Consider the following 25,037-nt stretch of genomic DNA (forward strand, 5'->3'; position numbering starts at 1 on the left):
GTTCCCTTGCGGAACACGCCCGACACATCCGCGCGACCTCCGGGGACCGGTGTTCACAGCAAGCTGATCAGCGCACCCACCGCACCGGCCGTGAGCAGCGCCGACACGACCCCGCGCCGGAGCACCAGCAACCACGCCACCGCGCCCGCCAGCACGGCGAACTGCCACGGCTCGTGCAGCGACAGCGCCAGCGGCAGCGTGGAACCGCCGATCGCGCCGACCGCCGCCGCGCCCGCGCCGGTCAGGAACGCCTGGGCCTTCCTGTTGTCCCGCAGGCGTTCCAGCCGCGGCCCGCCGAAGATCACGAACGCGAACGACGGCGCGAACGCGACCACGCTGGCCAGCACTCCCCCGACCAGCCCGGCGGCGGCGAACCCGACCACGGCGACGGTCTGCACCACGGGTCCGGGCGTGATCTGGCCGAGTGCCACGGCGTTGAGGAACTGCGCGTCGGTCATCCAGCCGTAGGTGTGCACGGCGTCGCGCTGCATCAGCGGGATGATGACGAACCCGCCGCCGTAGGACAGCGCGCCGACCTTGGCCGCGACCCACGCCACGCCGAGCAGCCCGCCGCCGGTCGCGGGCAGCGCGACCACCACCGGCCACGCCCGCCGCGAGGACGGCGCGTGCACGGACACCTCGACCAGCCCGGCGACCAGCAGCACCAGCACCAGCCACGGCCCGGTCACCGCCGCCGCCACGGCCCCGGCCACCAGGTAGGCGACCCACCGCACGCGCGCGGCCCGGTCGACCACCCGCTTCCAGCTGCCGGGCACCAACCCCCACGCGGCGTGCAGGGCCACCGCGGGCACCGCCGCGCCCGCGCCCGCCGCCGCGCCGGTCACCCAGGCGGGCGGGTCGGCGGCCAGGAACAACGCGGCCAGCGCCAGGATCACGACCAACCCGGGCACGATGAAGCAGAACCCGCCCACCAGCGCGCCGGCCGTGCCGCGCAGCTTCCACGCGCACAGGATCGCCAGCTGCGTGGACGCGGGTCCGGGCAGCAGGTTGGTGGCGGCGATGCCGTGCTCGAACTCCTCCTCGTCCAGCCACTTCCGCCGCGTCACGCACAGGTCGCGCAGCAGCGAGATGTGCGCGGGCGGCCCGCCGAACCCGATGCACCCGATCCGGCCCCACTCGCGGGCGATCGTGCCCAACCCGACCCCGGTCACGGTGCTCCCGCGATCGCCGCGAGCCGGTCGACGCGCTCGGTGAGCTGCGCCAAGACGTCCTCCAGGTCTTCGTCGGTGCGCGGGTCGGGGACCGACCAGTGCACCGCGCTGCCGAGTTCTTCGTAGGCCTTGTCGCACACCGCGACCACCAGGTCGTCTTCTCGCACGACCTCGGCCACGCTCCTGGTGGTCTCGCGGTCGAACCGCAGCCCGTGCCGGTGGGCGACGGCGAGGGCGCGCGGGTTGACCCGCGGTCCGGGGTGGGTGCCCGCGCTGGTGGCCGGGATGGCGCTGCGGGTGCGCCACACGGCGGCGGCCAGCGGCGAGCGGGCCCCGTTGCGGGTGCAGACGAACACCACGCGCGGCGCGGTGACCGACGGCGTCACGCGCAGCCGCTCCAGCGGGGCGGGCAGCAGGCGGACGTAGGCGCGCCGCCCGTCGGCGTGCGAGCGGGCGCGGTGCACCAGGCCGACGTCGCGCAGCACCTTGAGGTGGTGGGCCAGCAGGTTGGACGTCAGGTCGAAGGCGTGCGCCAGCTCGCCGGGCGAGCGGTCGCCGACGGCGAGCAGGTCCACGATGCCCAGGCGGACCGGGTCGGACAGCGCGTGGTGCAGCGCCGCCCTCACCCGAAGGTTGGTGTCAACTTCCATTGAGGCAATCCTCGCTGAGGTGCTTCGATGACGTCAACGGTGGCCACCACCCCGCCGACACGGAGGCCACGACACCAGACCGGATCAAGGACTCGCCCCACACGCGCCCACCGGTCCGCACCGGCGCGGCGGGAGAACACGTCCCCGGACGCTCTCCGCGAAATGGGCGGGATCCCCTGCGCCAAATAAATGATCAGCTCTGTTTTGATGCGATCGACAGCACGCCGCACATTGGTTCATTTCGTCGATTGCCCCGCGCGCCGCGTTCCGCACTTTCGAAGTGGTCAGCCCCAACCCGCCGCGGAACGGGGGAACCGTGACCGACCAATCGATACGGAGGGACATCGGCGGACCTGGTGGGAGAAATGGGCCCAGGTCCCGGTGGGCACCGACCCGCGCTGGACGGCGTCCGGGCCGGGCAAGCGGTTCGCGCTGGTGAACAACACGGGGTCGGCCAGTGTCTCGATCGATCGACCGCTGAACCGGGGGCGGCGGGGCCGGAGGGACCCCGCCGCCCGCCTCACCCCTTGTCCAGGTCCAGGCTCGACCGCAGCACGATGGGCTTGAGCAGCAACGCCGCCACCACGCCCACCACGGCGATGCACGCCGAGATGGTGAAGATGTGCCCGGTGGAGTCGCCGTAGGCCGCGCGGACGATGTGCCGCACCGACTCCGGCAGCGCGTTGAGGTTCAGGCTGCCGCCGCTCGTGCCGCTCGCCGGGATGCCGGCCTGCCGCAACCCGTCGGTGATCCGGTCGGCCACGTCCCGCGCGAGCACCGCGCCCAGCACGGACACCCCGATCGTGCCGCCCAGCGACCGGAAGAACGCGACGGTCGCGCTGGCCGCCCCGATGTCGCGCAGCGGAACGGTGTTCTGCACCGCCAGCACCAGGTTCTGCATGCTCATGCCGACCCCGGCGCCCACCAGCAGCATCGCGCCGCCCACGAACACCAGCGACGTCTCGTGGTCCACCACGCCCAGCAGCGCGAACCCGGCCACCAGCACCACCGCGCCGGTCACGATGTACGGCTTGACCCGGCCGCTGCGGGTGATCAGCCGCCCGCTGACGACGGACGTGCCCAGCACGCCGGCCATCATCGGGATGGTCAGCAACCCGGCCTCGGTGGGCGTGTACCCGCGCCCGATCTGGAAGTACTGCCCCAGGAACACCGCGCCGCCGAACATCGCCATGCCCACCGCGACGCTGGCCAGGATCGCCAGCGCGGTCGTCCGCTGCCGCACGATCCCCAGCGGCACCACCGGTTCCGCGGCCCGCGACTCCACGAACACCGCCAGCGCCAGCAGCGCCACCGACCCGCCGACCATCGCTCCGCTCTGCCACGAGATCCAGGCGAACGAGTCGTCCACGAACGAGATCCACACCAGCAGCAGCGACACACCGGCGGCGATCAGGCCCGCGCCCAGGTAGTCGATCTTCACGTCGGTCCGCCGCACGCTGGGCACCTTCAACGTCGCCTGCAACACCACCAGCGCGATCAACGCCACCGGCACGCCGATGAAGAAGCACCACCGCCAGCCCAGCCAGGAGGTGTCCACGATCAGCCCGCCCAGCAGCGGGCCGCCGACCGTCGCCACGGCCATCACCGCGCCGAGGTAGCCGTTGTACCGGCCGCGCTCGCGGGGCGGGATCATCGCCGCGATCACCACCTGCACCAGCGCCTGGAGGCCGCCCACGCCGATGCCCTGGAACGCCCGCGCGGCGATGAGCTGCCCGGCCGACTGGGCGAACCCGCTGACGACCGACCCGACGGCGAACACGACGATGGCGGCCTGCACCATCGTCTTCTTGTCGAACAGGTCGGCGAGCTTGCCCCAGATCGGGGTGCTCGCGGTGGCGGTGAGCAGGGTCGCGGTGACGACCCACGTGTACTGGGTCTGCGACCCGTCCAGCGCGCCGATGATCTGCGGCAGCGCGGTGGACACCACCGTGCCGCTGAGCATGGCCACGAACAGCACGAGCAGCAGCCCGCTGAGCGCCTCCATGATCTGGCGGTGGTTCATCGGCACGGGAGCGCGGTGCGCGGTCGCGACCGGCTCCGGGGTGCTCGTCATCGGCTTGCCTCCAGCGTTGCTTCGACGTCGGCGGTGAGCCGGCCGAGTGCGGCGGTGAGCGCGTCGACCTCGGCCGGGTCCCAGTGGGCGAGCGCCCGGGAGAGCAGGTCGCCGTACCAGCCGCGGGCCTGGGCCAGCACGGCGTGCCCGGCGGCGGTGACGACCAGGACGCTGGCCCGCCCGTCGGCCGGGTCCGCCCGCCGCCGCACCAGTCCGTGGGCGACGAGCGTGCCGACCGCGCGGCTGACGGTGGACGGGTCCAGGCCCGCGTGCGCCGCCAGCTCCTTGGCGTGGCACCCGGTCGACCGGTCGATCAGCGTCAGCGTCGTGACCAGGCCGGCGGGCAGGACCGGGTGGTGACCCGCGCCCTCCTGCTTGATCCGCCGCACGAGCCGCACCAGCGCGCGCAGCCGTTCGACCAGCTCACCGTTGGGGTCCACGTCGACCTCCCGAATGCTTGCTTACTACAAGCATCTATCAATCTTGCCCGTTGTGCAAGTTTGCCCAGTGGGAAGTAACCTGGATCTCGATGGACCTCCGCGAACGCAAGAAGGCGGCGACCCGCCTGGCCCTGCACGAGGCCGCCCTCCGGCTGGCACTGGAGCACGGCCCCGACCGGGTGACCGTCGAGGCCATCGCGGACGCCGCCGACGTCTCCCGCCGCACGTTCTCGAACTACTTCGCGGGCAAGGAGGACGCGATCTTCCACGCCGACCGCCTGCGCCTGCGCGCGCTGGTCGACGCGATCCGCGACCGCCCCGAGGGTGAACCACCCGCGACCGCCTTCCGCGCCGGCGCGGCGACCCTGCTGGCCGACAGCGACCGCCTGGACCCGGCGTGGGTGGCCCAGCGCCGACTCCTGCGCCTGCACCCGAGCCTGCTGCCCCACCAGGTGGCGGCGTTCGCGGCGGTCGAGGGCGAACTGGCCGCCGAGGCGACCCGCCGGGGCGCGGACCCGCTGCGGTCCCGGGTCCTGGCCGCGACCTTCCTGGCCACCATCCGCGCGGCGATCGCGCACTGGCTGGAGCACCCCGGCCGGACGCTGGCCGAGTGGGTCGACGAAGCCCTGTCACCAAGAGCGTCGCGGTAAAAAACGTGCACGCCGTGCAGGTTCGTCGGTACCGTGGCTTACCAACACCCTGAGCAACGACCCGATCACGGACCGGGTCGGGAACAGGACTCGCGGATGACCAGCCCCACCGTTTCCCGGGGACCGAGCCAGGACCGCCTGGCGCTGCGACTGCCGACCGAGTACACCGAACGCACACCCGGCTGCCCGTTCGACCCGTCCACCCGGCTCACCGACTTGGGCACGCGGGGCCCGGTGCACCAGGTGACCATGGGCGACGGCGACACCGCGTGGTTGATCACCGGCCACGAAGAGGCGCGAGCCGTGCTGGCCGACGCCCGGTTCAGCTCCGACCGCTTCCGCAGCGAGCGCGTGCTGCGCAAACTGCCCGAGGCGCTGCGCGCGCGGATGACCGACCCGGCGGTGCGGGCGGGCAACTTCATCACCATGGACGCCCCGGAGCACACCCGCTACCGGCGGCTGCTCACCGGCCAGTTCACCGTGCGGCGGATGCGCCAGCTGACCCCGCGCGTGCAGGAGATCGTCACCGAGCACCTGGACGCCATGGTCGCCGCCGGCAACCGGGCGGACCTGGTGCCGGCGTTCGCCCTGCCGGTGCCGTCGTTGGTGATCTGCGAACTCCTGGGCGTCGCCTACGCCGACCGCGCCCAGTTCCAGGAGCGTTCGAGCACCCTGCTGCGGTTGAACGCCCCGGCCGAGGAGGTCGTGAAGGCCTCCGACGAGCTGCGGGCGTTCATGCGGGGACTGGTGCGGTCCAAGCGGGCCGAGCCGACCGACGACCTGCTGTCCGGCCTGATCACCGCCGCCCCCGAGCTGACCGACGACGAGTTGGTGGGCATCTCGCTGCTGCTGCTCATCGCCGGCCACGAGACCACCGCGAACATGCTCGCGCTGGGCACGTTCGCGCTGCTGGAGCACCCGGAGGAGCTGGAGAAGCTGCGCTCGGACCCGTCGCTGGTCGACGGCGCGGTGGAGGAGCTGCTGCGCTACCTGTCGATCGTCCACCTCGGTCCGGTGCGCACCACGCTGGAGGAGGTCGAGGTCGCGGGCGTGCGCATCCCGGCCGACGAGACGGTGATCGTCAACGTGCCGGTGGCCAACCGCGACCCGCGGGTGTACGGCGAGCGGGGCGAGCTGGACGTGGCGCGGGGCCGGGTGTCGCACCTGGCGTTCGGGCACGGCATCCACCAGTGCCTGGGCCAGCAACTGGCGCGCGTGGAGATGGCGGTCGGGTTCACCGAGCTGCTGCGCCGCCTGCCGGGCCTGCGCCTGGACCTGCCGGCGGCGGAGGTGCCGTTGCGCTCGGACATGCTGGTGTACGGGGTGCACAGCCTGCCGGTCGCCTGGGACTGACCGGCCTGGTCAGCGGCGGAACCCGGCGTCCAGCTGGTCGATCATGGTGTTGACCAGGTCGGCCAGCGGGCGCCGGTCGCCGGTGTCGAGCCACTGCGTGACGACCACCCGGACCGAGGCCATGACCGTGGCGGCGAACACCATCGGGTAGAGGTCGGTGGCCGGGTCCAGGCCGACCCGTTCGCCGACCACGCCCGCGAGCGCCCGTTCCTGGGCGTGGAAGGCCGCGAGCTGGGCGGGCAGGAGGGTGGGCGTGCGGCGCAGGAGGCGCAGCTGCTCCAGCTTCGCCCGGTCCACGTGCTCGGGCAGGATGGCCACCAGCGCCCGGCGCAGGGCCTCCAGCACCGGTTCGTCGGCCGGCCGTTCGGCGAACGCCCGCACGAAGGCCTCGGCCGTCGCCACGTCACCCGCGACGACCGCCTCCTCCTTCGAGGAGAAGTAGTTGAAGAAGGTCCGCAGGGACACCCCGGCCTCGTGGGCGACCTGCTCGACCGTCACGCCGTCGACGCCGCGCTCCAGGCAGAGCCGGAGCGCGGCGTCGGCCAGCGCGGTACGGGTCGCGAGCTTCTTGCGTTCCCGCAGTCCAGCAGGTCGGGTCATGGCGAACAACTTAGACCGCTGGTCAACGCCGTGCGGCTCAGCGGCCGGCGACCGGTTCGGTGGCCGGCGACCAGTCCGGTGCCCGGCGACCGGGTTCGGTGGCCGGCGACCGGTTCGCTGGCCGGCGGCCCGCTCTGTGCCCCGGCGACCTGCCCGGTGCCCGGCTCAGTGGCCGGCGGCCAGCTCCGCCGCGAGCCGCTCGTCGCCGCTCTGGGTCTTCAGCGGCTTCTCCTTGATGAACAGCACCGCCAGCAGGGCCAGCACCGCGATGGGCGCACCGATGAGGAACAGCTCGGCCGTCGCGGTGGCGTAGATGTCCTGGACGATCGCCAGGGCCTCGGCGGGCAGCTTGGACAGGTCGGGCACCTCGTTGGACGCGCCGCCCGGGATCGGCCCGAACTTCTCCGCCGACAGGGTGGTCACCCGGTTGGCCAGCACCGCGCCCAGCACGCTGACGCCGATCGCGCCGCCCAGCGAGCGGAAGAACGTCAGGGTGGACGTGGTCGCGCCCAGGTCCTTGGCGGGCACGTCGTTCTGGGCGACCAGCACCAGGTTCTGCATCAGCATGCCGACGCCGACACCGAGCACGGCCATGTGCACCGACACCATGAACACGCTGGTCCGCGCGTCGATGGTGGCCAACAGCAGCATGCCGCCGACCATGACGACACCGCCCGCCACCAGGAACGCCTTCCAGCGGCCCCACTTGGTGATCAGGCCGCCGGCGACGGTCGAGGACACCAGCAGGCCGAAGATCAGCGGCAGGCTCATCAGGCCGGCCTGCGTGGGCGTCTTGCCCAGGCCGATCTGGAAGTACTGGGACAGGAACACCGTGCCGCCGAACATCGCCACGCCGACCAGCGCGCTGGCCAGGGTGGTCAGCGCGACCGTGCGGTTGGCGAAGATCGACATCGGCACGATCGGGTCCGCCGCCCGCGACTCCACCCACACCGCCAGCGCCAGCAGCACCAGGCCGCCGACCACCATCAGCGCGGACCAGCCGGACAGCCACTCGAACTGGTTGCCCGCCAGCGTCGTCCACACCAGCAGCGTCGAGACGCCGGACACGATCAGCGCCGCACCCGCCCAGTCGATCTTGACCTCCTGGCGGACCACCGGCAGGTGCAGGGTTCGCTGGAGCAGGAAGATCGACGCCAGGGTGAACGGCACGCCGATGAAGAAGCACCAGCGCCAGCCCAGCCACGACGTGTCCACCATGACGCCGCCGATCAGCGGCCCGGCGACCGTGCCGACGCCGAACACCGCGCCGAACAGGCCCGCGTACTTGCCCATGTCGCGCGGCGGGATCATGGCCGCCATCACGATGGTCGCCAGCGCCGTCATGCCACCCGCGCCCAGGCCCTGCACGACGCGGCTCGCGATGAGCACCTCGACGTTGGGCGAGAAGCCCGCGATCAGCGAGCCGACCACGAACATGCCCAGGGACAACTGGATGAGCAGCTTGCGGCTGTAGAGGTCGGCGAGCTTGCCCCACAGCGGGACGGTCGCGGTCATCGCCAGGAGTTCGGTGGTGACGACCCAGGTGTAGACGGACTGCGACCCGTGCAGGTCGGCGATGATGCGCGGCAGCGCGTTGGACACGATGGTGGACGCCAGGATGGCCATGAACATGCCGAGCATGAGGCCCGACATGGCCTGCACGACGTCCTTGCGCTTCGTGTCCCCCGCACTCCCGACTGCTTCGGTCGTCTCAGCGGACATCTTTCCCCCTCTTCGGATTCTCTAGGTTCGTGGCGGGTCGGCCAGCCCGGCGGCGAGCAGGTCCAGGGCTTCGACCAGCACGTGTTCCAACGGTTCGTCCACTGTGGACCAGCGGGCGACCGCGACCCGGAACGCGGCCCCCGCGGCGGCGGCCAGCAACGCCGGGTAGAGCGCGTCCGACGCCACCCCGACCCGCTCGGCGATCCCGTCGGCCAACCGCCGCTCGACGTCCTCACCGCCGGCGAAGGCCCGCACGAGCAGGACGGGGTTCTGCTGCACCACCCGCATGCGCAACAGCCACAGGTCGCGGTCGTCGGCGAGGTTCTCGGCGACCTCGGCGAGCAGGGCGGCCTTGACCGCCTCGACGGCGCTGTCGTGCGGCGGGTGCGCGACGACCCGGTCCCGGATCCGCGCCGCCGCCTCGGGGTCGGGCCCGACGACGGCTTCCTCCTTGCCGGCGAAGTAGTTGAAGAACGTGCGCGGCGAGACGCCGGCCCCGGCGCTGATGTCCTCGACGGTCACGTGCTCGATCCCGCGCTCGGCGGCGAGGGTGACGGCGACCCGGCAGAGCGCGTCCCGGGTCTGCCGCTTCTTGCGGTCCCGCAGGCCCGGCTCGCTCTTCACTCGAACAGAGTACGAAGGAAGCTGCACGCACTGCAAGTTTGCAGCACGTGCAGCTTTGTGATGCCGCTCTCGCGGACCTCGTCGCGCGCGGCTCGGGTCAGGCCAACAGGGCGTCGACCTCCGGGTCACCGGTCGGGATGGCGTGTCGGGTCGGCGCGCCGGCTTGCCGGAGCAGCGCCACCGTGGCCGGGTAGTCGCCGTCGTCCGTTCGATTGTTCAACGATCCCCAGATCGCACAATCCAACGGCGTCGGGCCGTCCTCGTCGAACGCCTTGTCCGTCAGGTCCGCGCCCCGCGCGACGAGGAGTCGGACCGTGTCGACGCGGCCGTTCATGGCTGCCTGGTCGAGCGGGGTGAAGTTGCTCCAGCCGCGGGTGTCCACGTCCATTCCGTTGTCCAGCAACGCTTCCACGACCGCCGTGCGACCCAGGCCCGCGAACTGGCCGAGGATCCAGCCGTAGTCGTCGCCCTCCGGCAGACCCAGGGCCGGGGGCTGGGCGCGCGGCAGCGACACCGACTCGCCGCGCGCCACGGCCAGCACCGCCCGGTCCACGTCGTCCAGGTCGGCGGTGGCACCCAGGGAGAGCAGGAGTTCGTACGCCTCCAGGTGACCCGCGCGGGCGGCCAGGGCCAGCGGGCGACGGCCGACGTCCCAGCGGTCCCACGCCAGGTTCACATCCGCGCCGGCGTCGAGCAGCATGGTCAGGACGCGCGTGCCCCGGCCGCGCACGATCGCGTGGTGCAGGCAGCGGCACTCGTCGACGTCCACGCCCCGGTCGAGGAACCACCGCAGGCCCACGGCGTCCTCGAAGTCGAGCTTGTGGTTGACCACGCGCTCGAAGCCGGGCCGGTAGTGCGCCTCCAGCAGCGCGGTGCCCGCAGTCTCGCAGGCGTGGTAGAAGGCGTCTTCGTCCGTCGTCCCCATTCGCCCGATCGTAGGCCACTCGTCCGTGTGACCGTCCACTTGAAACACCGGCGTCACGCCGGAACGCTAGAGTGCCGCCAGGCTCGGCAAGATCGACCCGCGAGGGAGGACGATGCTCCGCAGCACGCGCTTGTTCGGACCGAAACGCCGGGTGACCTTCTCGCTCCCGGTGGACGACCCCGACGGCCCGGTCAGCGTCGTGGGATCGTTCAACAATTGGACACCCGGCATCCACGAACTGGTCCCCCGCCGCGACGGCACGCGCACGGTGACGGTGATCCTGCCGCCGGGCACGCACCGCTTCCGCTACCTGGGCCCCGACGGCCACTGGTTCGACGACGACCACGCCCAGCGCCTCGACGGCGACAGCGCGATCACCATCTGACCGACCGACCGACCAACCGACACGACACGAGCGGGCCGCCGCCGAGCGGAAACCGAAGAGCGGGAATCGAAGAGCGGGAACGGGTAGCGCGAGCGGGTCGGCGGGCGAGCGGGCAACCGGACCCGGCGGTGAGCACCCCGGCCCGGCGGGCGAGCGCCTGGGCGGACAACCCGAACCCTTCGGCGAGCGCTTCGGCCCGGCGGCGAGCGCCCGTTCGGGCGCACCCCGGCCCGGCGGGCGAGCGGCCTCACGATCCCGCTCGGCGGCCGGCCGGTTCGTCAGTCGTCGGGCAGGGCGACCTCGTGGCCGTGGTCCAGGCCCCAGCGGCCCATCGCGTCGATCGGGCCCAACAGGCTCTCCCCCAGGGCGGTTCGCGGGCACGACGTGCCGGTCGGCGGGCGGTCGCGGCAGAAGGCGGCGGCGTTGGCCGAGGGGATCGGGGCGCGGGCCGGGGAACTGCGCGAGGCCGTCGCGTTCGGGGACGTCGTGCTGGTCGCCGTGCCGGCGCGAGCGGCGGCCGAGGCGGTCGGGGACGCGCGCGGCAAGGTGGTGGTCGATCGCACGAACTCCATCGCCGAAGCGGGCTGGACCGCGCCGCGCTGCTGGAGGCCACGGCCGCGTTCGCCATCGGCGTCTGGGTCGGCGCCGGGCAGGACGTGCGGGGGATGTTCCCCACGGCGGAGGCGAGCGTGGGCTAATGTAACAGCACTGTTGTATCTGGCGAGGGGGTTGGCGTGTACCCGGAGATCGAGCCCTACGACCACGGCGTGCTGGACGTCGGCGACGGACACCTCGTGTACTGGGAGGTGTGCGGCAACCCCGACGGCAAACCCGCCGTCGTGCTGCACGGCGGCCCCGGGTCCGGGTGCACGACCAACGCCCGGCGCTACTTCGACCCGGCCGCGTACCGGGTGGTCCTGTTCGACCAGCGCGGCTGCGGGCGGTCCACGCCGCACGCGGGCGCGCCGGTGGTCGACCTGTCCACCAACACCACCGACCACCTGATCGCGGACATGGAACGGCTGCGCGAGTTCCTCGGCATCGATCGGTGGCTGCTGTTCGGCGCGTCGTGGGGTTCGGTGCTCGGCCTGACCTACGCGGTGCGCCACCCGGAGCGGGTGTCCGAGATCGTGATGGCGGGCGTGGCGACCGGCCGGCAGGAGGAGGTGGACCTGCTGGTGACCGGCCTGGGGGCGATGTTCCCGCAGGCCCACGCCCGCTTCCGCGCCTTCGCCGGCGACCCGGACGACCTGTGCGCGGCCTACGCGAAGCTCCTGCACGACCCGGCGGTACGGCAACGGGCGGCCGACGAGTGGTGCGCTTGGGAGGACGCGATGCTCCCGCTGACGCCCAACGACCCGCGCATGGACCCGCCGGAGTACCGCCTCGCGTTCGCGCGCCTGGTCACGCACTACTGGTCGAACGGCTCGTTCATCCCCGACGGGTACGTGCTGGCCAACGCCGACCGCCTGGCCGGCATCCCGGGCGTGCTCGTGCAGGGCGAGCTGGACCTGGGCAACCTGGTCGGCACGCCGTGGCTGCTCACCCGGGCCTGGCCGGACGCGGAACTCGTCCTGATCCGCGACACCGCGCACGGCGGCAGTGCCGGCATGGCGGAAGCCAGGGTCGCCGCCACCGACCGGTTCCGCTGACACCCGGCCCGCGCCCGAGCGGTTCCGCTGACAACCGGCCCGCGCCCGAGCCGGGCAACTGCGTCGGCCGTCTGGTCGCCGGCGGTCGAGACCGCCTGGTCGCCGGCGCTCTAGACCGCCGGCGACCAGCCCGGCATCGGGTGGGCCGCCATCAGCTCGGCCACCTCCGCCGCGATCCGGTCCAGCGTCGCCTCGTCCCCCGCCGCCTGCACGGCCGCCTCGATCCACGCCGCCACCTGCGGCATGTGGTCCGGCCCCAGCCCGCGGGTGGTGATCGCGGCGGTGCCCAGTCGCACACCCGACGGGTCGAACGGCTTGCGCGGGTCGAACGGCACGGTGTTGTAGTTGGCCTCGATGCCCGCCCGGTCCAACGCCTTGGCCGCGGGCTTGCCGCCGATGGCCTTGTTGGTCAGGTCCAGCAGGATCAGGTGGTTGTCCGTGCCGCCGGACACCAGGTCGAACCCGCGCTGGAGCAGGGCCGCCGCCAGCGCCTTGGCGTTGGCGACCACGTTGTGCGCGTAGGTGCCGAACTCGGGCGTCGCCGCCTCCCCCAGCGCCACCGCGATCGCCGCGGTCGTGTGGTTGTGCGGACCGCCCTGCAGGCCGGGGAACACGGCCTTGTCCACGGCCTTGGCGTGCTCGGCGTCGGACAGGATCATCGCGCCGCGCGGACCGCGCAGGGTCTTGTGGGTGGTCGTCGTGATCACCTGGGCGTGGCCGACCGGCGACGGGTGGGCGCCGCCCGCGATCAGGCCCGCGATGTGCGCGATGTCGGCGACCAGCACCGCGCCCACCTCGCGGGCGATCTCCGCGAACGCCGGGAAGTCGATGGTGCGCGGGATGGCCGTGCCGCCGCAGAAGATCACCTTCGGGCGCTCCCGGCGCGCCAGGTCGCGGGCCTCGTCCAGGTCCACCCGGCCGGTCTCCTTGCGCACGCCGTACTGCACGCTGCGGAACCACTTGCCGGTCGCGGACACGCCCCAGCCGTGGGTCAGGTGCCCGCCGGAGGGCAGCGCCAGGCCCATCACGGTGTCGCCGGGCTCCATGAACGCCAGGTAGACGGCCAGGTTCGCGGGCGAGCCGGAGTAGGGCTGGACGTTGGCGTGCTCGACGCCGAAGACCGCCTTGGCGCGCTCGACGGCCAGCGTCTCCACCGGGTCCACGACCTGCTGGCCCTCGTAGTAGCGCCGGCCGGCGTAGCCCTCGGAGTACTTGTTGGTCAGCACCGTCCCGGTGGCCTCCAGGACCGCCCGGGACACGTAGTTCTCCGACGCGATCAGCCGGATCTTCTCGAACTGGCGACGCGCCTCGGCCTGCACCAGGCGGGCGACCTCGGGGTCGGCCTGGGTCAGCGCGGGGATGGCGGGTTCGTGCACGACAGCCTCCAGCGACTGCCGGGCACCCAGGCGCGCGGTGCTCTCTCGGCTCTTCGCTCCCCGGTGGTCGATCCCACCCTCGGCACGCCAGTCGCGAACGCTGTTCATCCTAGCGCCGCCTGTTAGGGGTATTGCCGGACGTGTAGGCGTGATTACATACTGCGTCGGAAAAGTTCTAACAGAAAACGTACCACGTCAGAGTTTTTCCCTGCCCCTCCGAAAGGAGCTGACGTGCTCGATCGACGCACGTTCGTGCTCGGCGCCGCCGTGACGGCCGTGGCCGCCACGTCCGTCGGGACCGCCCACGCCGCCGCCCCGCCGGCGCACGCCACCGGGGCCGCCTCGCTGGGCGGAACGCCCGTGACTCTCGCACGCATCGACGGCCGCTGGGCGCTGCTCGGCGACAACGGTTCGGTGCGCATCACCACCGGCCTGGACAACGCCGACCTGGTGGACCTGGCCGACGACGGCACGCGGCTGGTCGCCGCCGGGTCGCTGGCCGGCGACCCGGTCGCCGCGCTGTGGACCTCCACCGACGGCGTGACCTGGCACGAGGCCCGCCGCCTGCACGGGACGCGGTCGGAGTTCACCGCCGTGACCGGGACCCTGGCGCTGGGGTCGGTGGTGCGCCACGAGCGCGCCGCCGAGGTCCGGGTGGCCGTCCGGCGCACGGCTTCGGGCTGGACCACCACGCCGGTGCGCGGCCTGGCCGACGGCCTGCTCGCCTCCGCGCTCGCCACGACGCCCGGCGGGTTCGTGTGCGCGTCGGTGGACTCCGCCGGCACCCGCGTGCACACCTCGGCCGACGGGGTGGCGTGGAGCGAGCTGCCGCGGGTCGAGGGCGTCGCCGTGCGCGGCCTGGTGGCCACGTCCGGCGCCGTGCGGTGGTTCGGCAACGAGATCGCCGGCTCCGCGCCGCTGACCGGCGTGGTCGGCGGGTCCCCGTCCCCGGCGGCGGTGCCCGCCGACGCCAAGGCCCTCGGCGTGACCGGCGCGCGTTCCGCGTGGCTGTCCGGCGGCCGACTCCTGACCACCGCGATCTGAGGGAGCCCACTGGTGATCACGTTCAGCCGGATCGACGGCACCCCGGTCTACTACTGGCGCTCCGACCGCGGCAACACGACGTTGCGCAACTGGCAGGCCACGCAGGGGTTCTACGACAGCCTGGTGCTGTGGATCCGCGACCTGCGGTCGCTGTCCTCGGCCTACGGCAGCATCACCTACCTGGTGTCGGCCGGGTTCTACGTGAACAAGCCGGGCCAGCACGGCGCGGGCACGGCCATGGACCTGGACTACGTGCGGTGGTCGGGCGGCCAGGTCTCGTCCCCGCTGGACCGCCACCACGCGTCCACCACGCTGGCCACCCGCCGGCGTTACCTGGCGGTGGACGCGGTGTGCCGCAGGCGGTTCCGCTACGCCCTGGACGGCTGGTACAACGCCGACCACGCCGACCACATCCACTCCGACTTCGGCGGCCTGCCGGTGCGGTGCGTGAAGAGCTCGGAGTCGGACACGAAGTTCGTGCAGGCGCTGTGCAACAACTTCATGAGCTCCGGCCTGGTGGTGGACGGCATCTGGGGCACCAACACCCAGAACGCCTTCAACACCGCCAAGTCCCGCCTGGGCATCACGGGCGACCCGCACACGACCACGTCGGTCTGGCAGGCCTTCCTCTCCGCCGCCGCCCGCAAGGGCTTCGCGAACCAGCCGTTCTAGGTGACGGCGTGGACGAGCCGGGCCACCCCCGGCTCGTCCACCCGCGGCGGGCACGTGCCGCCGGTCCGCCGGGGACGGTGGTCCGCCTTGTCGGCTTCCTGCCGGCACCCGGCCCGCCCGGCTGGTGGACTCGGGGCCATGCCGGTCATGAGCACAACCCCAGTCGGTCAGTGGAAACGTTGGTGCGCGGTCGTTTCCGTCGCCACGGGGATCTTCGCCATCGTCACCACCGAGATCCTGCCGATCGGTCTGCTGACCTCGATCGGGGGCAGTTTCGCGGTCTCGGACGGCACCGCGGGGCTGCTGATGACCATGCCCGGCTTCCTCGCCGCCGTGGCCGCGCCCGTGGTCACCGTCGTCACCGCGCGCGTCGACCGGCGGATCATGTTGTGCGCCTTGATGGCCCTGCTCACCCTGGCCAACGTCGTCACGGCGTTGGCCCCCGACTACCGGGTGCTGCTGGTCGCGCGGGTGGTCGTCGGGGTGGTCATCGGCGGGTTCTGGTCCATCGGGGCCGGGCTGGGGGCTCGGCTGGTGCCCGGATCGGGTCCTCGGGCCACCGCGGTCATCTTCTCCGCCGTGCCGCTGGGTTCGGTGCTCGGGGTGCCGGCGGGCACGCTGCTCGGCGAGTTGGCCGGGTGGCGGGTCGCGTTCGCGGTCGTGGCGGTGTTGTCGGCCGTCGTCCTGGTCGCGTTGCCCGTGGTGCTGCCGCCGCTGCCGCCGGTTCGAGCCACGGACCTGCGTGTGCTGCGGACGTCCCTGCGCGGCCACGGCACCCGAGCGGCGCTGCTGGTGACCTTCCTGGTGGTGCTGGCGCACTTCGGCGCCTACACCTACGTGAGGCCGTTCCTGGAGCAGGTCACCGGTCTGAGCGGGACGGCGGTCACCGCGGTGCTGCTGCTCTACGGCACGGCCGGCGTCGTCGGCAACTTCCTCGTCGGTAGGCACGGGTTCGGCCCGGCCGCCACCCTGCTCGCCGCCTCCACCGCGCTGCTGCCCTTCCTGGGTCGGTGGGACGCGGGCGCGGTGGCGCTGCTCGTCGTCTGGGGCCTGGCCTACGGAGCGGTGCCCGTGTGCTCGCAGGTGCTGTTCACGAAGGCGGTCCCGGACGCGCCCGAAGCCGCTTCCGTCCTGTTCACCGCGTCCTTCCAAGCCACCATCGGGGTCGGCGCGCTGGCCGGCGGAGCAGTGCTCGACCACGCCTCGCCGTCCGCCGTGATGCTGCTCGGTGGTGGCGTCGCGGCGCTGGCCGTGGTGGCGATCAAGAAGACGGCTCCTCGCTGAGCAGCGCGGTTCACAGGGGCACGTTGCCGTGCTTGCGCGCGGGTGTGCGGCGGCGTTTGTCGCGCAGCATGGCCAGGCCGCGCAGCACGGCGGCCCGCGTTTGGGCCGGGTCGATCACGTCGTCCACCAAGCCTCGTTCGGCCGCGTAGTACGGGTGCACCAGCTCCTCCGCGTACTCCACCATCAGGGCCGCCCGCAACGCGTCCGGGTCGGCGGAAGCGGCCAACTCCTTGCGGTGGACGACGTTCACCGCCGCCTCCGCCCCCATCACGGCGATCTCGTTGGTGGGCCAGGCCAGCGACAGGTCGCAGCCGATCGACCGCGAGTCCATCACGATGTACGCGCCGCCGTAGGCCTTGCGCAGGATCACCTGCACGCGCGGCACGGACGCCTCGCAGTAGGCGTACAACAGCTTCGCGCCGTGCCGGATCGCCCCGCCGTACTCCTGGTCGGTGCCCGGCAGGAACCCCGGCACGTCCACCAGCGTCACCAGCGGGATGTTGAACGCGTCGCAGAACCGCACGAACCGCGCCGCCTTCTGCGACGCCGCCGTGTCCAGCACCCCGGCCAGCACCAGCGGCTGGTTGCCGACCACCCCGACGACCTCGCCGCCCATCCGCGCCAACGCGCACACGACGTTGCCCGCCCACCCCTCGTGGACCTCCAGGAAATCCCCGTCGTCCACGACCTCCGCGACCACGCCCCGGATGTCGTAGGGCTGGTTCGGCTCGACCGGGACCAGGTCCGGCAACGCGGGCCGCAGGTCGTCACCGGACGAACGACCGAACGCGGGCGGCGGCTCCATGTTGTTGGAGGGCAACAGGGACAGCAGGTAGCGGACGTCGGCCAGGCAGCTCTCCTCGTCGTCGTGCACGAACGACGCCACCCCGGACAACGACCCGTGCACGTCCGCGCCGCCGAGCTGGTTGTGCGTCACCCGCTCGCCGCTCACGGCCGCGACCACGTCCGGCCCGGTCAGGTACATCTGCGCGGTGTCGCGCACCATGAACGTGAAGTCCGCCAACGCCGGCGAGTACGCCGCACCGCCCGCGCACGGCCCCAGCACGACGGCGATCTGCGGCACGATCCCGGACGCCTCGACCTGCCGGCGGAAGATCCCGCCGTAGCCGTGCAGCGCCATGACCCCTTCCTGGATGCGGGCGCCGCCGCTGTCGTTGACCGAGACGATCGGCGAGCCGGTGGCCAGCGCCAGGTCCACAACCTTGTGGATCTTCTCCGCGTGCGCCGCGCCCAGCGAACCGCCCGAGATGGTGAAGTCCTGCGCGTAGACGAAGATCCGCCGCCCGTCGACCGTGCCGGACCCCGCCACGACACCGTCGGTGTGCGCGCCCGTGGTGCCCCGCCGGAACATCTCGACCTCGACGAACGACCCCTCGTCCAGCAGCAGCTCCAGCCGCTCGCGCGCGGTCCGCTTGCCGAGCTTGCGCTGGCGCCGCACGGAGTCCTGGTTGCCCAGCGCCACGCGGGTGGTCAGCTCGTCGCGCCGGTCCCGCAGCGACCGCATGGACCGCGGCGGCGGGGTCGGCCGGACGGCGGGCCGGAAGTCCATTTCGGAGATGCTCATTCGACGCCTTTCGCTCCGCGGGCCACTCCACCCTGCATCGGGTCCGCGGAGCGGGAAAACCCCTACCCACCCCCACTCCGGGTGGCCGGGGAACCCGTGCCGACCCCGGCCTACCGGGTGAACCGCCCGGTCGCCCACGCCCGGTCCCCCGGTTCGGCCACGACCTCGACGCGGCGTCCGTCCACGTGCAGCTCGACCGGTTCGACCAGGCCCTCCTCGACCGCCGCCGTCCACGCGCGGTGCGGGCCGACGCCCCACGGGTACCAGGGGATCACGTCGTCCACCACGACCAGCGCGCCGGGCCGGGCCAGGCGGCGGGCGTTGACGACGTCGGCGTAGGCGATCTCGAAGGTGTGCCCGCCGTCGACGAACACCAGGTCCGGCCGCGCCCCGCCGTACGCGGGCACGGTGGCGGTCGAGTCGCCGACGACCAGCTCGTGCCGCCCGGGGTAGCGGACGTCCACGAACTCCTTGGCCAGCGCGACCGACCGCCGCTGGTCCAGCTCGAAGGACACCACCCGGGCCTCCGGCGAGCTCTCCAGGAACGCGATCGCGGAGAACCCGATGTTGAACCCGATCTCGGCGACGGTCCGCGCGCCGGCGGTGCGGGCGAGGTCGGCCAGGTACTCGACCTCGGCCAGGCTCGCGAACCCCTCGGTGATCGGCGCGCCGCCGTCGCGCACGTGGCCGTAGACGTCCCACAGGAGCTGTTCGAGCGCGCTGGTCCGCTGCACGGGCGTCTCGCTTTCGTCGCCGGGGACCGCAGCTTGGGCGACCGGCCGGAGCGGCGGCAAGGGCGTGCGCGGATTTCCGTCCGACACGCGAAACGCGCCCGCCGAACCTCGCGCCGCGATGAATAGTTGACACTGACTAGTCGAAGCTGGATAGTTGATCCTGACTATAGGAGGACGGATGGCGAGCAAGCGCAAGGTCGGCAACCTGCTGGCCCTGGCGGTGCTGAGCTACCTGGTCAGGCAGCCCGCGCACCCCTACGAGCTGAGCCGCATGCTGCGCGAGCACGGGGACGACCGCAGCATCAAGTTCACCCACGGCTCGCTCTACATGGTCGTCGGGCAGCTGGAGAAGGCCGGGTTCATCGCCCCGCGGGAGACCGTCCGGGACGGCCAGCGCCCCGAGCGCACCGTCTACGCGCTGACCCCCGAGGGGCGGGCCGAGCTGCGCGACTGGCTGCGGGACCTGGTGGCCGAGCCGCGGCACGAGTACCCGCACTTCGTCGCCGCCCTGTCGCTGATCGGGGCGCTGCCGCCGGACGAGGTCGTGCCGCTGCTGCGCGACCGGCTCGCGCGGCTGGCCGAGCAGCGGGCGGAGATCCGCGCGCTGGTCGACGGGGCCGCCGGCGTGCACCCGCTCTTCCTGGTCGAGGAGGAGTACCGGATCGCCCTGCTGGACGCCGAGGTGGCGTTCGTCGAGGGCTTCATCGACCGGATCGAGGACCCGGAGACCGGCTGGGGACCCGTGTGGGCCGGTTTCCACCAGAACCTGGAGGGGACATGAACGTGCTGGTGGTGGGCGGCGGCATCGGCGGCCCGGTGGCCGCGTTGGCGCTGCGGCGGGCGGGGATCGACGCGACCGTCTACGAGGCGTACCCGCGCACGGCGGAGGGGGTCGGCGGCGGCCTGGGCATCGCGCCCAACGGGTTGCAGGCGTTGAGCGTGGTCGGGCTGGACGACGCGGTGCGGGCGATCGGCACGCCCATCACGTCCATGGCCATGCAGAGCTGGACGGGCAAGACGCTGGGCGCGTTCGCCAGCGACCCGCCGCAGCTCATGGTGTGGCGCGACGAGCTGTACCGGGTGCTGCGCGAGGAGGCGCTGGCGCGCGGCGTGGAGTTCGTGCTGGGCAAGCGGCTGGTGGACGCGTCCTCCACCGACGACGGGGTGGTGGCGCGGTTCGCGGACGGGTCGACGGCGCGCGGCGACCTGCTGGTCGGCGCGGACGGCATCCGGTCCACCGTGCGCGGGGTGATCGACCCGGCCGCGCCGCGCCCCCGCTACGTCGGGCTGCTCGGGTTCGGCGGTCGGGTGGCGGACACGGGGCTGCCGTCCACCGGCGGGCGGATGTACCTGGCGTTCGGGAAGCGGGCGTTCTTCGGCTACCAGGTCATGGACGACTCCTCCGGCGGGTGGTTCGTGAACCTGCCGAGCAAGATCCCCATGACGGTCGCCGAGGCCCGCGCGGTGGGCGCCGCCGAGTGGCTGCGGCGGTTCCGGGAGGTCTTCGCCGACGACCGGGTGCCGGTGCTGCCGATGCTGGCGCGGACCGCGCCGGAGGACCTGGTGATCACCGGGCCGTTGGAGGACATCCGGTCCGTGCCGAGGTGGAGCCGGGGCCGGATGGTGCTGATCGGCGACGCGGCGCACGCCACGTCCCCCAGTTCCGGGCAGGGGGCGTCGCTGGCGTTCGAGAGCGCCGTGGAACTGGCGCGGTGCCTGCGCGACCTGCCCCACCCGGAGGCGTTCGCGGCCTACGAGCGGCTGCGGCGGGACCGCGTGGAACGCATCATCGCCCTGGCCGCGCGGACCAACCAGGACAAGGCGGCCGGGCCGGTGGCGCGCGTGCTGCGCGACCTGATCATGCCGGTGGCGGTGAAGTTCGCGAAGCCGTCCAAGTTCACCTGGCAGTTTGAGCACCGGATCGAGTGGGACGAGCCACTGACGACCGCATAGGAAGCGCACAGTCGACGCACGGGTACCGGGGTCGTGCGACGGTGGCGTGGCGTCCGGTTACACGGTCACCCTGTCGGTGCTGGTGCGAGCGCTGCGCGTGGTCGTGCGGGTGCGTGAGGCGAGGCCCACGAGGCTGCGCCGGTCGTGCCGCAGCCGGGCGGCGAGCCCGACGACTGCGGCCAGGAGCAGGACGAGGTCCGCGCGGTCGAACGCCAGGAGCACCAGCACCGGCAGCCACCACACCGCGAACCGCCGGAGGACCGCGGCGCGGTCGCCTTCGACGGCGAGGTGGAAGGCGATCTGTCCCGGGGTTGCCCGGTCGGCGCGGGTGAGCGGCACGACCAACGCGCACACGCCCACCACGAGCACGACCACCACCACGCCGAACCAGCGGCTCGTGGCGACGTCCAGCGAGCCCGCCAGGCCGACCGTGACCCGGATCGCGCTTTGCACCAGCCAGATGACCAGCAGGTCGCCGGCGAACGCGAACCCGCGCCGGGCCAGGCCGGGCGGGTCGAGGTCGGCCACGGGGTCGGGGACCGCTCTCGGCAGGGCCCGGTGGACCGCCTGGGCGACCAGCCAGCCGACGACGGTGCCGGCGGTGTTGGTCAGGAGGTCGTCCACGTCGGCCAGGCGGTAGGGGCACGGGTAGAGGCCCAGGACCGCCGTGCCCTGGATGGTCTCGACGGCCAGCGAGGTGGCCAGGCCGATCAGGGTGGCGGCGGCGAGGCCCTTGGCGAAGCGGTAGCGCAGCAGGAAGCCCAGGGGGACGAAGAGGACGACGTTGAGCAGGACCTGGGCGAGGGCGGCGCGGCCGTCGCGGGCGATGTCGTTCAGGGATTCGAACGGCGTGGTCTGCCAGTAGTCGTGGAGGGCGCGGTCGCCGCAGAAGTCCGGCGTGATGGTGGGCAGCGGGAACAGCGTGAACGCGACCAGGCCGCAGCCGTAGAGGACCCCGGCGGCGGCCACGAATGCCGACCACCCGCGCAGGCGGCCGACGCGCCGGTACTGCCAGGCGACCCAGGGCAACGCGACCAGGGGCACGACCAGGGCGAACAGCAGAACCGCGATGATCGACTCGCTGACCCTGACCGACAAGCCACACCCTCCCGCCGCCCGGCACGCGCCCGAACGCCACCACGCCTTCCCGCCGCCCGGCACGCGCCCGAACGTCACCACACCCCCACGCCCCCCGCAACCGGAAACAACCGCCCGCCGCGACCGGGCGAACCGCCTCCCGCGAGCCGGGCGCTGCCCTACCATCCGCGCGTGATGCGCCGCAGCGACACCGACTTACCCACCCGCTCGCGACCCGCCGTGGGCACGCGAACCCGGCGGAGGGCGGTGACGCTGGCGGCCCTCGCCCTCACCGCCTGCACCACCGCCCCGCCCGCACCGCCACCGCCCTCCCCCACCGTGCGAGCCGGGTGGACGGAACTGCCGCTGCCCCAGCGCACACAGGTCAACCTCGCCGACCTCGCCCCCGAGACGCCCCGCCACTTCACCGACGGCGACGTGTGCGCCCTGCTCACCGAGCCGGAGATCGTCACCGCTGCAAGCACTCCCTACGCGCGGACCGTCGAGTCGCAGCCGGGGCAGCGGTGCGTCTGGCAGGTCGGCGACACCCTGGACGAGCGGGGCCGACCCGTCGACACGGTGATCGTGCAGGTCGGCGGCGCCGACTCGTGGCTCGGCGAGGAACAGGGCGCGATCGCAGGCCACCCCGCCCGCCGCCGCGGCTGGGACGGGCTGTGCCTGCTGCGCGCCGCGCTGCGCAAGCCCGTGGACGACACCGACAAGCGCGCCGTGTTGACCCTCGTGCTCCGACCCGGGAACCCGACCGCCAACGCGTGTGCGAGCGCCCAGTCCCTCGCCGAACTGGTCCTCAGCCGCCTGCCCGCCGCCGGCTAGGGGTGCATCCGCGCGCCCTTGAGCACCTTGTCGACCACGTTGCGCCCCGCGTGCACGGCCAACCCGACCAGGTCCAGTTGGTCGCGCGGCACGGCCCGCACCGCCGCCCGGTTGTCCCGGTCGTTGCCGGTGCCGAACAGGTCCGAGGTGAACACGGCGATCGGCAGCTCCCGCGCCACCGCCCGCGCGTGGGCGGCGGTCAGGACTTCCTTGCCACCCGCGAAGACCAGCACCGGCTGGCCGAACATCGCCAGGTAGGGGGTGCCGTTGGCGTCGGCGTAGGGCTCGCCGACCAGGTCGGGCCGGGCGGCGGCGAGCGCGCCGGACAGGAAGGCGCAGACGTTCAGGGCCTGCCACGGCCGGAGGTCGTCGCGCAGCAGGACGGCGATCTTGGTGTCGAACCGGGGAGCTTCCACGCCGCCGAGCCTCGCCGGTGGCCCGCCGCCCGGTCTTGTACGTTCTTGACGCGGGTACGTTGAGGGCGTGTCGGCGAACCCGGAGGTCACGGCGTGGCGGCCACCCGTGGCGGGCCTGGCCGAGGTCTTCCACGCCCACTTCCCCGACCACGCCTACCCGATGCACACCCACGACGCGTGGACGCTGCTCCTGATCGACGACGGCGCGGTCCGCTTCGCCCTGGACCGCCAGGAGCACGGCGCGATCCGCCCGCTGGTGACCCTGCTCCCGCCGCACGTCCCCCACGACGGCCGGTCGGCGACCCCGCACGGCTTCCGCAAGCGGGTGCTCTACCTCGACACCACCGTCCTGGACGCGGCCCTGGCCGGCCGGGCCGCGGACCACCCGGCCCTGCCCGACCCCCTCCTGCGCCGCCGCGTCCACCAACTGCACGAGACCCTCACCCGCCGGACCGAGCCGCTGGAAGCCGAGTCCCGCCTGTCCCTGATCACGACCCGCCTGGCCCACCACCTGAGCCGGACCGAGCCCGTCACCCGCCGCGACCGCCCGCTGGCCAAGCGCCTGCGGGGGCTCCTCGACGCGAACGTCCGATCAGGACTGACGTTGGCCTCCGCCGCCGCGGTGCTCGGCGCGAACCCGGCCCACCTGGTGCGGACGTTCAGCCGCGAGTACGGGATCGCGCCGCACCAGTACCTGACCGGCCGCCGGGTGGACCTCGCCCGACGCCTGCTGCTGGCGGGCGTGCCCGCGGCGGAGGCGGCGACGGCGGCGGGCTTCTACGACCAATCGCACCTGACCCGCCACTTCAAGCGCCTGGTCGGCGTCCCGCCGGGTCGGTTCGCCCGCTGAGCGCGGGCCGCCCGGGAGGAGTCCCGAGCGGCCCGCGCTCAGGTCAGCGGACGCGCAGGTTGCGGGTCGCGGGTTCCGCCTGCCGGGTCTTGATGCGGTGGCCCGGCATGATGAGGTCCGGGTTGGTCAGGTGGCTCGGGTTGAGCGCCACCAGGGCCTCCCAACCCCCCTTGACGTCCTTGCGCTCGGCGATCGCCGCGAGCGTGTCGCCCGCCTGGATCGTGTAGTCGCCCGCGGGGTTGTCCGTGGACGGTGGTCGGGCCGGCGCCACGGGTGCGGCGGGCACGGTGCGGACGGCGCCCTGGCGGTTGCCGGTGCGCGGTGGCGTCGTGCGGACCGGGGCGGACCGGCGGCCGGCGCAGGTGGGCCACGCGCCCGGTCCCTGGGTGCGGAGGACGTTCTCCGCGACGCGGATCTGCTCTTCACGAGTGGCGTTGTGCGGCATGCCGGTGCCGCCGTTGGCCGCCCACGTGCCCGGGGTGAACTGGAGACCGCCGTAGTACCCGTTGCCGGTGTTGATCGACCAGTCGCCGCCGGACTCGCAGCGCGCCACGGCGTCCCAGTCCAGACCGGGGTTCGCCGCCGCGACGCCGCCGCCCAGCCCGATCAGGCAGGCGGTGGCGGCGGTCAGCAGCGCTGCCCGGCCGAGGTGGTGGGTCGTGCCGCTCCCGTAAGTGCTCGCGTGATCAGACATGAACGTCGCCGCACCGCTGCGCCGCACCGGCGCGTCCACACAGGACGCCCGACCCTCCGTCCCACGGCTCGACCTTCCGTGAGGGAATTCGCCTCCGGGTGGCGCGGTGGACGGAGCGTGGCGCCCGGCCGCCCGGTCGTACCCGTGCCCGGTCTCGGACCGGTCACGAGCGGACCATAGGAACAGGCGGCCGGAACGGCGCGGCGAGACCGGCGTCACAAGCCTCGCCACGCGTCAAGTCCACTCGAAACGGTGATCTCCAGCGGTAACG

At 73.0% G+C, this 25,037-nt stretch carries 26 protein-coding genes, 1 pseudogene and 1 riboswitch; of the genes and pseudogenes, 12 read left to right on the plus strand and 15 right to left on the minus strand.

All coding sequences use genetic code 11. The annotated features are described in order from the left end of the window. Positions 1-53: 53 nt before the first annotated feature. The 4 genes from chrA to ABD126_RS16595 form a co-directional block, all read right to left on the minus strand. Positions 54-1,172 carry a chromate efflux transporter gene (gene chrA, locus ABD126_RS16580; RefSeq protein WP_343934743.1) on the minus strand — a complete coding sequence of 373 codons (1,119 nt, stop codon included), beginning with the start codon at positions 1,170-1,172 and terminating at the stop codon, positions 54-56. Then, positions 1,169-1,822 (minus strand): arsenate reductase/protein-tyrosine-phosphatase family protein, encoded by a 654-nt coding sequence (locus ABD126_RS16585; RefSeq protein WP_343934744.1) that lies wholly within the window; start codon positions 1,820-1,822, stop codon positions 1,169-1,171. Before ABD126_RS16585 ends, chrA begins: the two co-directional genes overlap by 4 nt. A gap of 520 nt (positions 1,823-2,342) precedes the next feature. Further along, the gene (locus ABD126_RS16590) at positions 2,343-3,896 is read right to left on the minus strand and encodes an MDR family MFS transporter (RefSeq protein WP_425542833.1); all 1,554 of its coding nucleotides are present in this window, start codon (positions 3,894-3,896) and stop codon (positions 2,343-2,345) included. Beyond that, positions 3,893-4,336, minus strand: coding sequence for a MarR family winged helix-turn-helix transcriptional regulator (locus ABD126_RS16595; protein ID WP_343934745.1), 444 nt, complete (start codon positions 4,334-4,336; stop codon positions 3,893-3,895). The genes ABD126_RS16590 and ABD126_RS16595 overlap by 4 nt, the downstream gene beginning before the upstream one ends. Positions 4,337-4,425: 89 nt before the next feature. Between ABD126_RS16595 and ABD126_RS16600 the strand changes: the two genes are divergently transcribed. Together ABD126_RS16600 and ABD126_RS16605 are read left to right on the plus strand one after the other, a co-directional pair. Continuing rightward, entirely contained in the window at positions 4,426-4,986 is a 561-nt protein-coding gene (locus ABD126_RS16600; protein ID WP_343934746.1) for a TetR/AcrR family transcriptional regulator, read from the plus strand. Between the two features lie 96 nt (positions 4,987-5,082). Beyond that, positions 5,083-6,339, plus strand: coding sequence for a cytochrome P450 (locus tag ABD126_RS16605; protein WP_343934747.1), 1,257 nt, complete (start codon positions 5,083-5,085; stop codon positions 6,337-6,339). A 9-nt stretch (positions 6,340-6,348) separates the two neighbouring features. On the opposite strand, the gene ABD126_RS16610 is transcribed toward ABD126_RS16605, so the two are convergent. The 4 genes from ABD126_RS16610 to ABD126_RS16625 all read right to left on the minus strand — a co-directional run bounded on the left by ABD126_RS16610 (position 6,349) and on the right by ABD126_RS16625 (position 10,210). Beyond that, positions 6,349-6,939, minus strand: coding sequence for a TetR/AcrR family transcriptional regulator (locus tag ABD126_RS16610; protein WP_343934748.1), 591 nt, complete (start codon positions 6,937-6,939; stop codon positions 6,349-6,351). Positions 6,940-7,104: 165 nt separating this feature from the next. Beyond that, positions 7,105-8,661, minus strand: coding sequence for an MDR family MFS transporter (locus tag ABD126_RS16615; protein WP_343934749.1), 1,557 nt, complete (start codon positions 8,659-8,661; stop codon positions 7,105-7,107). 21 nt (positions 8,662-8,682) lie between these two features. Then, the gene (locus ABD126_RS16620) at positions 8,683-9,285 is read right to left on the minus strand and encodes a TetR/AcrR family transcriptional regulator (protein WP_343934750.1); all 603 of its coding nucleotides are present in this window, start codon (positions 9,283-9,285) and stop codon (positions 8,683-8,685) included. Positions 9,286-9,382: 97 nt separating this feature from the next. Further along, positions 9,383-10,210 carry an ankyrin repeat domain-containing protein gene (locus tag ABD126_RS16625; RefSeq protein ID WP_343934751.1) on the minus strand — a complete coding sequence of 276 codons (828 nt, stop codon included), beginning with the start codon at positions 10,208-10,210 and terminating at the stop codon, positions 9,383-9,385. A 112-nt stretch (positions 10,211-10,322) separates the two neighbouring features. On the opposite strand from ABD126_RS16625, the gene ABD126_RS16630 reads away from it, so the two are divergent. The 3 genes and pseudogenes from ABD126_RS16630 (at position 10,323) to pip (ending at position 12,247) form a co-directional block, all read left to right on the plus strand. Beyond that, positions 10,323-10,595, plus strand: coding sequence for an early set domain-containing protein (locus ABD126_RS16630; RefSeq protein WP_343934752.1), 273 nt, complete (start codon positions 10,323-10,325; stop codon positions 10,593-10,595). A gap of 384 nt (positions 10,596-10,979) precedes the next feature. Beyond that, positions 10,980-11,102, plus strand: a pseudogene (locus tag ABD126_RS38810) (NADP oxidoreductase); the annotation flags it as partial. A 227-nt stretch (positions 11,103-11,329) separates the two neighbouring features. After that, positions 11,330-12,247 (plus strand): prolyl aminopeptidase, encoded by a 918-nt coding sequence (gene pip / locus ABD126_RS16640; protein ID WP_343934754.1) that lies wholly within the window; start codon positions 11,330-11,332, stop codon positions 12,245-12,247. Between the two features lie 110 nt (positions 12,248-12,357). On the opposite strand, the gene ABD126_RS16645 is transcribed toward pip, so the two are convergent. Beyond that, positions 12,358-13,623 carry a serine hydroxymethyltransferase gene (locus ABD126_RS16645; RefSeq protein WP_343934755.1) on the minus strand — a complete coding sequence of 422 codons (1,266 nt, stop codon included), beginning with the start codon at positions 13,621-13,623 and terminating at the stop codon, positions 12,358-12,360. Between the two features lie 17 nt (positions 13,624-13,640). After that, a riboswitch (ZMP/ZTP riboswitch) is annotated at positions 13,641-13,728 on the minus strand. Between the two features lie 126 nt (positions 13,729-13,854). Here ABD126_RS16645 and ABD126_RS16650 point away from each other — a divergent pair. Then, complete coding sequence (locus ABD126_RS16650; RefSeq protein ID WP_343934756.1) at positions 13,855-14,667, plus strand: hypothetical protein; 813 nt, start codon at positions 13,855-13,857, stop codon at positions 14,665-14,667. A gap of 12 nt (positions 14,668-14,679) precedes the next feature. Continuing rightward, positions 14,680-15,339 carry a hypothetical protein gene (locus ABD126_RS16655; RefSeq protein WP_343934757.1) on the plus strand — a complete coding sequence of 220 codons (660 nt, stop codon included), beginning with the start codon at positions 14,680-14,682 and terminating at the stop codon, positions 15,337-15,339. Here the strand turns inward: ABD126_RS16655 and ABD126_RS16660 are convergent. Then, entirely contained in the window at positions 15,336-15,488 is a 153-nt protein-coding gene (locus ABD126_RS16660) for a hypothetical protein (RefSeq protein ID WP_343934758.1), read from the minus strand. The two genes, ABD126_RS16655 and ABD126_RS16660, sit on opposite strands and share 4 nt — an antisense overlap. Here ABD126_RS16660 and ABD126_RS16665 point away from each other — a divergent pair. Continuing rightward, a complete protein-coding gene (locus ABD126_RS16665; protein ID WP_343934759.1) occupies positions 15,487-16,623 on the plus strand; it encodes an MFS transporter in 1,137 nt (378 codons plus the stop codon). The two genes, ABD126_RS16660 and ABD126_RS16665, sit on opposite strands and share 2 nt — an antisense overlap. A gap of 10 nt (positions 16,624-16,633) precedes the next feature. On the opposite strand, the gene ABD126_RS16670 is transcribed toward ABD126_RS16665, so the two are convergent. Both ABD126_RS16670 and ABD126_RS16675 read right to left on the minus strand, forming a co-directional pair. Continuing rightward, complete coding sequence (locus tag ABD126_RS16670) at positions 16,634-18,208, minus strand: acyl-CoA carboxylase subunit beta (RefSeq protein WP_425542834.1); 1,575 nt, start codon at positions 18,206-18,208, stop codon at positions 16,634-16,636. Between the two features lie 110 nt (positions 18,209-18,318). Then, positions 18,319-18,942: an O-methyltransferase gene (locus ABD126_RS16675; protein ID WP_343934760.1), complete on the minus strand. Its 624-nt coding sequence runs from the start codon at positions 18,940-18,942 to the stop codon at positions 18,319-18,321. 178 nt (positions 18,943-19,120) lie between these two features. Between ABD126_RS16675 and ABD126_RS16680 the strand changes: the two genes are divergently transcribed. Together ABD126_RS16680 and ABD126_RS16685 are read left to right on the plus strand one after the other, a co-directional pair. Further along, positions 19,121-19,723: a PadR family transcriptional regulator gene (locus tag ABD126_RS16680; RefSeq protein ID WP_343934761.1), complete on the plus strand. Its 603-nt coding sequence runs from the start codon at positions 19,121-19,123 to the stop codon at positions 19,721-19,723. After that, a complete protein-coding gene (locus tag ABD126_RS16685; protein ID WP_343934762.1) occupies positions 19,720-20,895 on the plus strand; it encodes an FAD-dependent oxidoreductase in 1,176 nt (391 codons plus the stop codon). Before ABD126_RS16680 ends, ABD126_RS16685 begins: the two co-directional genes overlap by 4 nt. 57 nt (positions 20,896-20,952) lie before the next feature. Here the strand turns inward: ABD126_RS16685 and ABD126_RS16690 are convergent, their stop codons facing one another. Next, on the minus strand, positions 20,953-21,993 hold the full coding sequence (locus ABD126_RS16690) for a VanZ family protein (protein WP_343934763.1): 1,041 nt from the start codon (positions 21,991-21,993) through the stop codon (positions 20,953-20,955). A 171-nt stretch (positions 21,994-22,164) separates the two neighbouring features. On the opposite strand from ABD126_RS16690, the gene ABD126_RS16695 reads away from it, so the two are divergent. Further along, the gene (locus ABD126_RS16695; RefSeq protein ID WP_343934764.1) at positions 22,165-22,806 is read left to right on the plus strand and encodes a hypothetical protein; all 642 of its coding nucleotides are present in this window, start codon (positions 22,165-22,167) and stop codon (positions 22,804-22,806) included. On the opposite strand, the gene ABD126_RS16700 is transcribed toward ABD126_RS16695, so the two are convergent. Then, positions 22,803-23,222, minus strand: a complete 420-nt coding sequence (locus ABD126_RS16700) for a DUF2000 family protein (protein ID WP_343934765.1) — start codon at positions 23,220-23,222, stop codon at positions 22,803-22,805. The genes ABD126_RS16695 and ABD126_RS16700 overlap by 4 nt on opposite strands. Before the next feature lie 67 nt (positions 23,223-23,289). Between ABD126_RS16700 and ABD126_RS16705 the strand changes: the two genes are divergently transcribed. Further along, the gene (locus ABD126_RS16705) at positions 23,290-24,072 is read left to right on the plus strand and encodes an AraC family transcriptional regulator (RefSeq protein WP_343934766.1); all 783 of its coding nucleotides are present in this window, start codon (positions 23,290-23,292) and stop codon (positions 24,070-24,072) included. Positions 24,073-24,115: 43 nt separating this feature from the next. Here the strand turns inward: ABD126_RS16705 and ABD126_RS16710 are convergent, their stop codons facing one another. Then, positions 24,116-24,766, minus strand: coding sequence for a LysM peptidoglycan-binding domain-containing protein (locus tag ABD126_RS16710; RefSeq protein WP_343934767.1), 651 nt, complete (start codon positions 24,764-24,766; stop codon positions 24,116-24,118). Between the last annotated feature and the right edge of the window lie 271 nt (positions 24,767-25,037).

This window comes from Saccharothrix mutabilis subsp. mutabilis, assembly GCF_039521145.1.
Taxonomy (GTDB): domain Bacteria; phylum Actinomycetota; class Actinomycetes; order Mycobacteriales; family Pseudonocardiaceae; genus Actinosynnema; species Actinosynnema mutabilis.